8 protein-coding genes are annotated in these 13675 nt (G+C 47.9%); 3 read left to right on the top strand and 5 right to left on the bottom strand.

What is annotated here, in order from left to right; translation table 11 throughout:
• Positions 1 to 15: 15 nt before the first annotated feature.
• Complete coding sequence (locus V6C93_RS27945; protein WP_333479944.1) at positions 16 to 2886, bottom strand: esterase-like activity of phytase family protein; 2871 nt, start codon at positions 2884 to 2886, stop codon at positions 16 to 18.
• Positions 2887 to 3367: 481 nt separating this feature from the next.
• On the opposite strand from V6C93_RS27945, the gene V6C93_RS27940 reads away from it, so the two are divergent.
• Positions 3368 to 4567 carry an NAD(P)/FAD-dependent oxidoreductase gene (locus tag V6C93_RS27940; RefSeq protein WP_333479943.1) on the top strand — a complete coding sequence of 400 codons (1200 nt, stop codon included), beginning with the start codon at positions 3368 to 3370 and terminating at the stop codon, positions 4565 to 4567.
• Positions 4568 to 4764: 197 nt separating this feature from the next.
• Positions 4765 to 5421, top strand: a complete 657-nt coding sequence (locus V6C93_RS27935; protein ID WP_333479942.1) for an HAD family hydrolase — start codon at positions 4765 to 4767, stop codon at positions 5419 to 5421.
• A 253-nt stretch (positions 5422 to 5674) separates the two neighbouring features.
• Here the strand turns inward: V6C93_RS27935 and V6C93_RS27930 are convergent, their stop codons facing one another.
• From V6C93_RS27930 to lepA, 4 genes are all read right to left on the bottom strand, one after another.
• Positions 5675 to 7024, bottom strand: coding sequence for a glycosyl hydrolase family 8 (locus tag V6C93_RS27930; RefSeq protein ID WP_333479941.1), 1350 nt, complete (start codon positions 7022 to 7024; stop codon positions 5675 to 5677).
• A 1086-nt stretch (positions 7025 to 8110) separates the two neighbouring features.
• On the bottom strand, positions 8111 to 9502 hold the full coding sequence (locus V6C93_RS27925; RefSeq protein WP_333479940.1) for a UDP-glucose/GDP-mannose dehydrogenase family protein: 1392 nt from the start codon (positions 9500 to 9502) through the stop codon (positions 8111 to 8113).
• 278 nt (positions 9503 to 9780) lie between these two features.
• On the bottom strand, positions 9781 to 10737 hold the full coding sequence (locus V6C93_RS27920; protein WP_333479939.1) for a UDP-glucuronic acid decarboxylase family protein: 957 nt from the start codon (positions 10735 to 10737) through the stop codon (positions 9781 to 9783).
• A gap of 447 nt (positions 10738 to 11184) precedes the next feature.
• A complete protein-coding gene (gene lepA / locus V6C93_RS27915) occupies positions 11185 to 12996 on the bottom strand; it encodes a translation elongation factor 4 (RefSeq protein ID WP_333479938.1) in 1812 nt (603 codons plus the stop codon).
• A 206-nt stretch (positions 12997 to 13202) separates the two neighbouring features.
• Between lepA and V6C93_RS27910 the strand changes: the two genes are divergently transcribed.
• Complete coding sequence (locus V6C93_RS27910; RefSeq protein ID WP_333479937.1) at positions 13203 to 13433, top strand: type II toxin-antitoxin system CcdA family antitoxin; 231 nt, start codon at positions 13203 to 13205, stop codon at positions 13431 to 13433.
• Positions 13434 to 13675 lie beyond the last annotated feature (242 nt).

The following is a 13675-nucleotide window of genomic DNA, read 5'->3' as shown; positions in this document are numbered from 1 at the left end:
GATCGCACTGTGTTTTCAGGCCAAATTTACCCGAACAACCACATCGTTATAGTCCCGATCGCCACCGCCGGATAAATCCTCAAAACCAAAGGTGTTATCCCCCAATAACCGGATGTGGTCAACGCCATCCGCATTAGCGCCTAACAAGGGAAAATAGACAGGGGGGTCATTACTAGAATTTCCATCTAGGAGTGCATCGGGACTACCATTGGCAATCAAAAATGGGGCATAGATAAATCCGCCCTCTAACTGTGCGGTGAAGGTTGCCGTGGACTGGTTAGCCACCGTCATATCTAAGCTTTGCACCCGTTGTTGGATGGCAGCTTGTGCATACCCCGCCTCGCCGGGAAGAACATCAGCAGTCCCATTTCCATCGGTATCAATTCCGCCATTGACATCCACGACCTTATAAAAACCAACAAAATTGTCAAAAGCTGCCTCTCGGTTTACCACAAACTGAGCTTGCACCGAACTTGTGCGATCGCGCAAATCGATCAGTTCCTGTTGCGATTCTCCTTGCAGCGCTGCCCCTGGTGTTGGGGGTTGAGTCGTAGTCTGGACGTTGAACACTAAGTCGTTGAAGTCTGGAGAACCTCCACCTACTCCATCGTCCCAGCGTAGGGTAAAAACACCATTGCCTTGGTCTGATACTTGCAGAGAGTCCAACCCACCTGTATTAAAAGAGGGCGAGGCGAAGAATATATTAGGGGGTGTTCGCCCAGCAGCCAAGTCAGATAGTGCCGTATCCGTGCTACTGTTTGGGACTAAGTAAAACAAGAGACGCTGATTCGCCTCTACGGTTAAAACACGAGTTTGATTCGATACCCCAAAATTATTAGGGGAGTTAGATAGTGCGGAAAAAATTACCGTTCCCTGACTCAGGGCAGCTTGCTGATACCCTGCCTGACCCGGAGCAATTCCATTAATCGTACCAGAATCATTATCCAGAACTACAACACCCACTTCATTAACAGCAGCTGAGTTTCCTTGAGTGAGATCGAACTCGAGTTGAGTTTGTCCTGAAGAGCCTTCAATAACAAAAGTATTGTTGGGATTTTGCCTCAAAGTTAAGGCAGTATTGATCGGGGTTGGTGTAGGGGTTGGTGCTGGCGTTACTGAATTGACTATTACATCCAGGGTTCTAGATGTTGAGGCGGTGTTACCGTTAGAGACCTCAGTTGCTGTAGCAGTAACAGTCAGGGCGAAATCGTTATCACTGGTTGATGTAATGGAAAGACCCGTGAGTTGATCTGGAGTCAGCTGCCAAATGCCACCGCCCAAGTTTGTGCCGGCGCTAAGGGAAGCGCTGGTGGGCACACCTGCAATCTGAACCGAAAGGTTCTCTGAGCCATCAATATCGACTAGCGCTGCTTTGATGTTTAGGGGAATCGGACTGTTTTGATTGCCTGAGGCTGACTCAACCGTGAGGGGGGGCGCATCAGCGACAGCATTAACAGCGATCACCAGCGAATCTTTGACAGCGCTGAAGGCTGTAATTCCGCCAATTCTGTCCACCGTTGAGAGGTCTGCTGTCGAACCGTTGGTGCCCCTCGTCTGATCCCAAGCGTGGTAGATAATGGTGGCTGTGCCGCTATAGTTGGCTATGGGCACAAAGCGGATTCGGTTGTTGGCGTCTGCTGCCAGCAATCTCGCTGCTGCCGTTGACGGTGTTCCAAACGCACTCCAAGTCAGACCGTTATCAGTTGAATACTCCCAACTGCCGTTGGTATTGTCCACCACTGTGACAGCAATTCCCCTTACCGCTTCTGGGTCTACATCAGCGATCGCATTGCCGATCAAGGTAGAAACTAAGTCGCCGTTGTTGGTTGTGGGGTCTTCAACAATCCCTGTCAGATTCGGTGTTACTGGTGTGAGTGTGGGCGCAGTGTTGATTCTGACGGCAAAAGCCGCAAACTGTGAGCCTGTGCCCACTACACCAAAATTGTTGTCACTGACGAGTATCAACGAGCGCCTCCCGTCTGCCAAAACGGGACCGAGCGTCATGCCTTCAAAATTGTCAAGAAGCCCTAAAGTAGGTAGATTGGCGATCAACGTTTTCTGGACGGGTGTAACACCGCTCGCTCCCAAGGAGTCTAAGCCTGAAATATCAGTCGCTCCTAGGAGAGATACCTCATATAATCTCAAGCTGCCTGAAAAGGGAGGATTTAAGAAGCGCTCTAGCACGAGGAGCGTATTATTATCCAGTGCTAATATTTCAGAAATACCGTTGCCAGCGTCAGTATTGTAGAGAAATTCTCTATCGGGTAAGCCTGTGGTCAGGTCGTATCTCAAAATCCGGGAAGGGCTACCGTTCGTGGCAGTTGCAGCAGGGCCATCTTGTTTGAGGGCATTTTCTGTCGCTGTAAACAGAAACAGTTGGTTAGGAGTAACACTCAGGCTTTCAAAGCCTCTATTATCGCGGATGCCCGTCGTACCTGCTGTTGCTGCAAATTTGGCAGGAATCGGCAGTACCCCGTTTTGATTCCCGGCGAGAGCGAACCGATTGATAAACGGCTGGGCGGTGGGTGTAGTCCCGTTGAACGCTCCTTCTGAAGAGATGTACAAATTCCCATTAACAAAAGCGATGCCCTCAGTATCAGAAGTATTGGGCGCAAAGGGAGGCGGATTACCTATGGTTGTTAAACCCGTGAGAGTAACTCCTCCCAAGTTACCCGTATTGAGAGCGATCGCGAGATTAAAGGTATAGAAGCGAGCAGGACCGGGACTACCAGCAATATTGCGACCATCGGAGATAACGTAGTAAACGTTGTTGGCAGCATCGTAGGTAATGCCCGATAAGCCACCGATGGGGTTGCCATTAGCATCAAGCGTACCCGCAGCAATTGTGCTGCTATTAGTGAAATTAAATGTTGTAAGCGCAGGCATATCACACCCAGTATTAAGGATTCAATCAATCTCGAATTTAGATTCTGTGTGAGAGAGGCTCGCTTTGGCTTTTAGAGTATCTTGCTTTTTTCTATCAGGAATTCTGTAAGAAGCAACAAATCCTCACCGATGAGCCTCTTGGTTTTGCCTAAGAGGCTACCTGGAAACTCATGCACAAATCAACCCAATTTGAAAGTTCATAAGGCAAAAGATCGAAGGCATAAGGCATAAGGTTCCCACGCCTACTCATAGCGTGGGATTGGATAAGGATGTTTGAATCAAGAGGTGATTGTCTTTTGTCTTTTTTCGTGGGCAATAACCCACGGCTCTCTTCTCTCTTCTCCCTTCTCTCTTCTTCCCTTATGCCTTTTGCCTCCTGCCCTCTGCCTTTTTTGTAAGACTCTGGTTGCTTTGTCCCGCCTCGGCGTCAACTCGCTACACTGAAGAAAATTGCCATGCTCTAACGCACGCGCTTTGAACCATGAGTGAACAACCGACCCGCATCTGTATTCTTGGAGGAGGCTTTGGGGGTCTCTATACTGCCCTGCGCTTGAGCCAGCTGCCGTGGGAAAAGCCCCAACAACCGGAAATTATATTGGTCGATCAAAATGATCGCTTTTTATTTACGCCGTTACTGTATGAACTCCTGACTGGGGAACTCCAAACCTGGGAAATTGCCCCACCCTATGAAGAACTGTTGATTAACACAGGGGTGCGCTTTACTCAAGCCGCTGTGGATGGAATTAATGTAGAGGAGCGGCAGGTACAGTTGCATGATGGCCCGGAATTTGCTTATGACCGCTTGGTGTTGGCGATGGGTGGAGAAACGCCTCTGGATATGGCACCTGGGGTAATGGAGTATGCGATTGGATTCCGTACCATCGCGGATGCCTATCGTTTAGAAGAACGGCTACGGATTTTGGAAGAGTCGGATCGAGAGAAAATCCGAGTCGCCATTGTGGGTGCGGGTTATTCGGGAGTTGAGTTAGCTTGCAAACTGGCAGAACGACTCGGCGATCGCGGACGGCTGCGGCTGATTGAAATGAGTGATATGATTCTCAGAACTTCAACCGATTTTAATCGCGATGCAGCTCATAAGGCTCTAAATGACCGAAAGGTGTGGATTGATTTAGAAACATCGGTGGCCTCGGTTGAGCCAGATGCGATTTCCTTGTTGTATAAAGCACAGGTGGATAGTATCCCTGTCGATATCGTGTTGTGGACAGTGGGGACAAGGGTTGCCCCAGTTGTGCGATCGCTCTCTCTCAAGCAAAGCCAGCGGGGTCAGCTAGTCGTAACACCCACACTCCAAGCCATTGATCATCCCGAAATTTTTGCCTTGGGTGACCTCGCCGATTGCCGCGATGCCGACGGTCAGCAAGTCCCAAACACGGCACAATCCGCGTTTCAGCAAGCCGACTATGCAGCTTGGAATATCTGGGCTTCCCTCACAGGTCGTCCTCTGTTACCCTTCCGCTATCAGCCGTTAGGGGAAATGATGACCTTGGGGATCGACAATGCCACACTCACAGGTCTGGGACTCAAGGTGGATGGGCCTTTAGCCTATCTCGCTCGGCGTCTTGCCTATCTCTATCGGATGCCCACCTTAAACCATAAGCTGAAAGTTGGCTTGAATTGGATGGCGCAACCCTTGGTGGCGATATTATCAGGAAACTCCTAGTTGTTGCTAGGTTGAAGGTTGCAGGGCGTGCCATTTAAAACTTTCAATGTTCTCTCAACGCTACGTCATTACCATAAAATGTTCCAAATTTCAATATTCCAACCTTCAACTTTACAAACCATCCCTCAATTAAGGGAACGGGCTGGACACGTAGAACGTTACAACCTTCAACCTTCCAACCTTCAACCTCGTAACCAATGACCCTACAACAACCGAAAGTGATTTTTCTTGATGCAGTCGGTACACTGTTTGGTGTCCGGGGGAGCGTAGGCGAGGTTTATAGTGCGATCGCTCAGAAGTTTGGTGTTCAAGTCCCAGCTGACCGATTAAACGAAGCCTTCTTCCAAGCCTTTGCCGCTACCCCAGTTTTTCCTGGAGCTCATCCCGACGAGATTCCCCATTGCGAATTTGAGTGGTGGCGGGTGATTGCCCTCCGCACGTTCCAACAAGCTGGCGTGCTTAGTCAGTTTGCTAACTTTACCGATTTTTTCGACGAACTCTACAACCACTTTGCCACGGCTGAACCTTGGTTTATCTACCCCGATGTGCTACCAGCATTGGAAGCGTGGCGACGGATTGGGATTCAAATGGGTATTGTGTCTAATTTTGACTCCCGTCTTGACTACGTCTTAGATGCCCTAAACCTGAAGGAGTTTTTTACCTCAATCACAATTTCTACACAGGCAGGTGTTGCCAAGCCTGACCCACAAATTTTTGCCATTGCTTTACAAAAACATTTTTGTGCACCGAAGGATGCATGGCATATTGGGGATAGCTTCAGAGAAGATTATCAGGCCGCTAAGGCAGTGGGTCTAAGAGCAATCTTGCTGGAACGCACTTTTAAAAATTCGTAGTTCGCAATTCGTAATGGGCTACGTCCTCACTAAAGCTCCGGCGCTGCGCTAACATAATTAATGTTTAAACAGGGATTTATACTCCGCTTAAACATGGGTAGCCTAAAGGCCAGGGCTTCTGACCCGCTTTTTGAATTTAGAATTACGAATTACGTTGCGAAGCTAACGCGAGAGCGAGTATTTATAATTACGAATTATTTGGTGACATGTTAGGAGCCTAGGCGACTTCAAGCTTCGACCTTTAACCTTCAACTTATTTGGATTGAGGTTGTAGGAGCTGGGGACTCACGACATCGGGAGGAAGTAGCCCAATCCAAGCTAGGTTTTGAGTGTAGTAAGCTGACTGGTCATCCCAAATCCCTTGATGATATTGAGGTAAGATTTTCTCCTTCAGCAACTGTTCGGCTATATCGGGACTAGTTAACCGGAAGGCTGGTATTAGCATGGCGTATTGGGATGTAGCCTCGTAGTCCACCGTCGGTTTTCCCTGGAGGTCGATCCGAGCTGGCAGGCGCTTTTGCTGACGCCATTGTTTTTCTAGGTGTTTGGTGGCAGTACTGAGATACTTTTGGGCTTCGGGGGATTTGAACCAAGCCGCATCCCAAGCGACTCGCCACCAAACCCGGTAAGCATCGAAGCTATACACGCTCTGAAGGTTTTTCTGTGCCGGTATCGGCCCAAACTTACCTGTTTGGGTGTCGAGGGCAATCCAGTCACTCGGTAAGCCAGCAGCGGAAACCTTGGACGACTGTTCGAGCGCCTCGTAGCTACTTTTAACCAGGCTCATCCAGTCGCGATCTTTGTCAACCTGGGCAAAGAGGCGAAAGGCATAAGGAGCGAAATAAGAGGGATTGAGATGGATTGTTGTGGGGGTAGGGGAAAAGGCTTCCACGGGTCCTGGTAAAAGATAGCGCTTGCCCCCTGGCACCTCGATGGTAGAGAAGTACCACAAATCTCGTAGTTTGCGGCGTGCTAAATTCAAGTATTCGGGTTGATTCCAGCGGCGAGAGGCCAGAATTAGAGCCGTAATCGCATCGATGTCGGCATCGGTGGCAAAATTTTTGTCGATTGGCCCCCACTTTCCAGGTTTGTACTGTCCCCACTTCCACGCCCAAAGTTGGTCAATGTCAGTGCCTGTATCAGAAAGTCGGTGGAGATTTTTTTCTGCCCAGTCTAAGGAGAGGGCGAATGTAGTCGGGTCATCAATCAGGACAGCCCGCAGCATAGCATAGGCTTGTCCTTCTGAGGTAGAGCGATCGCTATCTTGGTAGTCAATCACTCGACCATCCACTTGAATGAATTGCTGTCGATAAATGTCCCAACTTTCTTCCAGTAGCTTCCGGTTCGCTGTTGATGGCGGTAAAGACGGCACATTCTTCAACCCCGACAGCGTTGGCGTTGGTAACTTGGGCGTTGCTGGTGGTTCTGGCGACTCCCATAAATCTGATGAGGTCGGTTGCGGAGTTTCGGGCTGTCCTTTTGAAGAATTGAAAGTACAGCCAGCTACGCTAAACAAGAGTGCGACGGCTGTAACCGCTCTCAAACACCGCTGACTTCTATTGGCAAAAGCCGTCAATCTAAACATCAGAACTAAAACCAGCATTTTCAAGTAATTGGGAATTGGTCAAAAGGTTGAAGGTTAGGATTTCAGGTGAAGGTTGAAGATTGAACCGACTAACCGAGCAACTTGTCAGCTTGTTAACCTGCTCATTAGCCAACCTGTAATCCGTTCTTTATTCGCCATTCCTTGGGTTGCACGTAGAAGCACCCTGACTCAAACTGTAGATTTGGGAACTAAAAACCGCCCACGGGGCTGAATTCACGCCGTTGCAGAAACCTCCCTTGAATTTGCTGCATCTAACGGAAAAGCTCGCTACTTAGTGTACCCTTTTGAATCTTTTCGAGTTGCAGGGTCTCTCATGTTTAAAGCTCAGCTAGCTGCTTGATCGCGAAATACCCTGCAATGTATGTGTTTCCCACTAACTTATGGGTAGCGGTTGAAGAGTTTGAGACCCTGTTGAGGGGTTATTATTCATGTGATTTAACAGATCATTGTTTTCTCTGCACCCTGTCGCCACTTTAGCAAAGGGAGTTGTCTTTGTCCCGTTACACTGTCAGTCCGTCCTGAGCCCTAACTTTCCTTGTTAAAAAGGAAGATCAGGATAATTCTCAATTCTTGGGGGTAAGCCAGCTTTTAACAAGGAGCTGATATAGTTGAAACAGCAAGTTTTACAATGAATCCGGAATTTTTAGGTTTAATTTACCGTAAGCTTATTGCTCAATCACCACAAGTACCGAGTTATTGAGCAATAGTCTGACTGGGTTTTATGCAATTTATAGTTTGTAGCGGCTACCAGGTCAGTGTAACTCAAGATTAAAAACAAGCGGAAGCTGAGAGAGCAATAATTTACAGGATTTTCATAACATCATTCTAATAACAGAGACCTGCGCTCAAACTGGATTGACCTCCCCCAGCCCTAAAGGGCGGTCTTCATGTTTTAGGATGGCTGAGTGTTGGTAGGGGCGAACGGTCGTTCGCCCTTATCAGATTGGGATGTTTCCTCTCGATCTCTCTTAGACGAAAGTTGCCCCGTCAGGGGCAACTTCCGCTTAGAAGGTTGAACGTTAAAAGTTTGGACGAGTAAGTCACAATGTATAAACCTACAACCTTCCAAGCAAGTCTACTCTTCTATCGACCAATTCCTAAAAACCGGAAGCCAGCGCTTAAGAGTGTTTCTCGATCAAGAAAATTGCGACCATCAATCATCACGGGATTATTCATTAGCTTCGCCATCTTGGCATAATCCAGCTTGCGGAATTGCTCCCAGTCGGTGACGAGAACTAAAGCATCGCAACTGTCTGCGAGTCGTTCTGGATCGGTTTCCACAATCACGCCCGATAGCCCGTGACGCATCCCAGTTTGGGAAATAATGGGGTCGTAAGCTTTGACTTTTGCGCCCAATCGGTTGAGTTGCTCAATCAGATTGAGTGCTGGAGCATCCCGCAAATCATCAGTATCGGGCTTAAACGTTAACCCGAGTAGTCCAATGGTTTTCCCTTTAAGAATTTTCAGTTCTTGCTGAAGTTTTTCCAGGGAAATCAAGCGCTGACGATCATTAACACTAACAGCCGCTTTGAGAAGTTGAGCTTCATAGCCATAATCATCAGCGGTATGAATGAGCGCAGAGACATCTTTGGGGAAACACGAACCACCCCAGCCAATGCCTGCTTGCAAAAATTTACTCCCAATCCGCGAGTCTAAACCAATGCCTTTGGCAACTTGAGTGACATCAGCACCGACGCGATCGCAAATGTTAGCCACTTCATTAATAAAGCTAATTTTGGTTGCCAAAAAGGCATTCGCCGCGTATTTAACCATCTCAGCTGAGCTAATGTCTGTCACTAGCATCGGCACTGGAGGCAGAGATTTGTCTTCTGCAAACTGACGTTCGACGATCGGAGCATAGAGTTCCTGCATCATCGCGATCGCCCGATGACTAGTACTCCCCAGCACAATTCGGTCTGGGTTAAATGTATCGTAAATGGCTGAACCTTCCCGCAAGAACTCTGGATTACTCACAACATCAAACTGGGTGCCACTTTCTGCTGTAACTTCTCCTCCAGCAATGCCACCCGCAGCAACCAAAGATGTTTGGCGCTCTGCCACCCCATCAAGCACAATCATCCGCACCCAATCACCGGAACCAATCGGTACGGTTGACTTATTCACAATCACCTTATAGCCGCCGTTAAGATGGGAACCAATGCCACGCGCCACAGCTTCGACGTAGCGTGTATCGCTTTCGCCGTTCGGTAAGGCTGGTGTTCCCACGGCAATAAACAAAATTTCACCATGAGCCACACCCGCTGCTAAATCTGAGGTAAACTCCAGATTCCCAGAATGGCTGGCTCCCTGCATAATTTCTGATAGTCCGGGCTCATAGATAGGCGACTGCCCAGATTTCATTAACTTAATTTTCTCTTCATTGTTGTCCACGCAAATGACGTGGTGCCCGATGTGGGCTAAGCAAGCACCTGTCACCAAACCTACATATCCAGTCCCAATCACACAAACACGCATATTGCTGCTCCTCGCTGATACAAATAGGGCTCAGGGAAGCCTTAATTTTTGAGTATTTCAGGACTTAGGCGCAATTTCCAGAACCAAAAAGCGTATCTTCAACTGGTACAAGACGCTACTAACGTCGCTACCGTTTCAATATCATTTGTTAGGGCAATGGATGGGCGATTAGAATTCAATCAAAGACATAGAATATCTTTCTAAATTCCCTAGTTCCCAATCACCCCATGACGAAAGTCCTGTTTCCTCTCTCCAGCACCCTGAGTACTGTTAATTAATTACATCGAAGCCAAGTGATAAGCCCCCGCCGAGGCTATACGAGTCCGAAAATCCTCCACTGTTAGTTTTAACCCCTCTTGTAAGGGAACGGTAGGCTGCCAATTGAGCAAAGTCTTTGCTTTTGTAATGTCGGGGCGACGACGGCGTGGGTCATCCTGAGGAAGAGATTTAAAGATAATTTCAGCATCAGGATTCACCATCTTCTGAACCGCCTGAGCTAGTTCCAAAATTGTGTATTCTTCCGGATTCCCTAAATTAATCGGTCCGGTATGCTCACCATTCATCAACCGCATCAGTCCGTCCACTAAGTCAGACACATAGCAGAAGCTACGGGTTTGTGAACCATCCCCATACACGGTCAAAGGTTGACCCCTCAGGGATTGCACGACAAAATTACTCACCACTCGACCGTCATTTTCGAGCATACGCGGCCCGTAAGTATTAAAAATCCGAACCACGCGAACTTCTACATTATTTTGCCGATGGTAGTCAAAGGCTAAAGTTTCCGCAACTCGCTTACCTTCGTCATAACAGCTGCGAATACCAATAGTATTAACGTTTCCTCTGTACTCTTCTGATTGAGGATGTACTTCTGGATCGCCGTACACCTCCGATGTAGAGGCTAATAATAATCTTGCCTTTACCCGTTTGGCTAGCCCCAGCATATTCAGGGTACCCATGACGTTGGTTTTGATGGTCTTAACAGGATTGTATTGGTAGTGAATCGGTGAAGCTGGACAAGCGAGGTGGTAAATTTGGTCTACTTCCAACCGAATGGGTTCGGTGATGTCGTGGCGAATCAGCTCAAAGCGAGAATGATCTCGCCATTGACCGATGTTGCGCTTGTGACCTGTAAAAAAATTATCTAGACAAATGATTTCATTCCCATCTGCCATTAAGCGATCAATCAAATGGGAACCAATAAAACCAGCACCGCCCGTAACCAGAATTCTCATAGTTTTCCGCGAAGTGGACTCAACTTGATTTTCTCCAGCCAGTATAGCTATTTAATCTTCTTTAGCTACAAAGATGCCACAAGGTTTGGGATAGAAATTGAAATCAATTTGAAGACTGTGTAAAGATTCAAAGATTCAGCTCTCTAGCCTTACTTTCGCAAGAATAGGTGCAGGTCTTGATGTAGCAGGGGCTGAGCTTTTGTCCCAAAAAACTGGAGTTGGAGTAGAGAATCTATCTCCTAGAAGGCGCTGTCATTATTGTCTGCTCAGAGAAATCCTAAAAAATTAATTTTTGCAAATAGGGCCTGAGGATGGGGGGCGACCGATATTTAATATTGTCCGTCCCCTACCGCCTTCCCCAATAAACATTCTATCGATCGCTTGGCCACCCCCGAAAAACTACTTTCCCTTGGCTCCTGACTCTTCCAATTTTTCTCTTGCGCAATCCTACTGCGGATCGAGGCGCAACACTGCCATAAATGCTTCCTGCGGGACATCCACTGTACCAACCGATTTCATCCGCTTTTTCCCTTTCGCCTGTTTCTGAAGCAGTTTCTTCTTCCGGCTGATGTCGCCGCCATAACACTTGGCGAGTACGTCCTTGCGTAAAGCTGGGATATGTTCACTGGCTATCACGCGGCTGCCAATGGATGCTTGCAGGGGAATCTTGAATTGATGACGGGGAATCAGCTCTTTCAATTTTTCCACCAAGGAGCGACCCACATTGTAAGCTTTGTCTCGGTGAACAATCATTGCCAAAGAATCAACAGGGTCACCGTTAATTAGAACATCTAACTTGACGAGTGTGTTTTCTCGGTAGCCAATCAGATGGTACTCCATGCTGGCGTAGCCGCGAGAACGGGACTTCAACTGGTCAAAAAAGTCCGTTACGACTTCTGCCAAGGGCAATTCATAGACTAACGTCGTTCGCCCTTGGGTGAGATATTTCATGTCCTTAAATACCCCACGTCGATTTTGACACAGTTCCATCAGGGTGCCGACGTAGGCTTCCGGAGTAATCATCTCCACCTTGACATAGGGTTCAGCAATGCTTTCCCGTTCGTTGGGTGCCGGTAACTTGCTAGGATTATCAATCTCGAAGACTTCGCCTTTGTTAGTGGTGACTTGATACACCACAGACGGTGCGGTGATAATTAAATCCAGATCGTATTCTCGCTCCAGCCGTTCCTGAACGATTTCCATGTGCAGCAAGCCTAAAAAGCCACACCGGAAACCAAAACCCATCGCGCTGGAGGTTTCCGGCTCGTAGTGCAGTGCTGCATCATTCAGCTTCAGCTTCTCTAAGGCATCCCGCAAATCTTCATACTGATCCGCATCGATGGGGAATAAGCCACAAAAGACCATCGGCTTGGCTTCCGCATAACCAGGCAAGGGAGCCCCGGCGGGTTTGGCTGCCTGGGTAATTGTATCACCGACACGAGCATCTTCTACGGCTTTAATGGCTGCTGCTAGGTAACCCACCTCACCAGCATGAAGTTCATCGACTTGAATTTGGGTGGGGGAAAGAATACCGAGTTCGTCAATTTCGTACTCTTTGTGGGATGCCATCAAGCGGACTTTGTCGCCTTTTTTAACCGTTCCATCCACAACCCGGAAATAAACGATTACACCCCGGTAAGGGTCATAGTAGCTGTCAAAAATTAATGCACGCAGGGGTTTGTCTACCGTATCCTGGGGAGGGGGGATCAAATGGACGATGGATTCTAAGATTTCATGAATTCCAATGCCTTCCTTTGCGGATGCCTTGATTGCACCGCTACAATCAAGACCGATGATCTCTTCGATTTCGCTCTTCACCCGTTCGGGTTCGGCTCCGGGTAAGTCGATTTTATTCAGAACCGGAATAATTTCTAGGTCATGCTCTAGGGCTAAGTAAACATTAGCGAGAGTCTGTGCCTCGACACCCTGAGATGCATCTACGACCAACAGCGCTCCTTCACAGGCAACGAGCGATCGCGAGACTTCATAAGAAAAATCGACGTGACCGGGTGTATCAATGAGATTAAGGACGTATTGCTGACCATCGCTGGCTGTATAGTTCATCCGTGCGGCTTGCAGCTTAATGGTAATGCCCCGTTCCCGTTCCAACTCCATATTGTCCAGGAACTGTTCCTTCATCTGCCGCGCCTCGACTGTGCCTGTCGTCTGTAGCAAGCGATCGGCTAAAGTTGATTTCCCATGATCGATATGGGCGATGATCGAAAAGTTACGAATGCGAGAGACAGGAACGTCAGTCATATCGGGGTGACAACAAAAAAGGGCTGTAGAATTCAATAACGCTTAACTTATTTTAATGTTTTCGCCAAGAAAATCGGGAGATTCCCTCTATATGGGAATAACTGGAAGGCTGCACTACAAGATAGCCTTTTGGCGTGCGCAGAATCGAAAGACGGCGAATTGATAGTTATCGTAAAATGTTTATTAGGGAAACTAACACTGGGCTTATGAACGATCATGCCGTACATAGAGAGCATTCAGCTGACAAAGAAGAAATCTCTATCCATTTGGATTCAGAACTATTAGAGCAAATCCATCACCTGACCAATGATCCGAGTCGGGTCATTGAAACCGCAATTCGTCAGTGGCTCAGAGGTGAGCGGGAACGGGATGACGAACTGACCCGTGCCTTAGACCGAAATCCACCGGTGCCGCCACGAGGTGAATGGAATGATTGAGGTAAACCAAGTATAGGCTGTCGCTTTAAGGCAAAGCCCTTACCTTAGAGTTAGAGCTACCCTCCGTTACCTTTCGGTTGAATCGCTCCAGTCAATCATTTTTTTTGTCAACCCGCAGTTTCCAGGTCTTTTCTGATGACTGCTCCTGCTAATCTACAACATCCTCCTTCTGGGTATACCGATATGGAATCTGCAACTGCACCAAGCAAATCTAGCTTATTGCAGGGGTTAGGGTCCGAACT

The organism is Allocoleopsis sp. (assembly GCF_036703385.1).
Taxonomy (GTDB): Bacteria; Cyanobacteriota; Cyanobacteriia; order Cyanobacteriales; family Coleofasciculaceae; genus Allocoleopsis.
The sequence above is the reverse complement of the archived record's forward strand: the minus strand, read 5'-3'. Positions and strand labels throughout refer to the sequence as shown.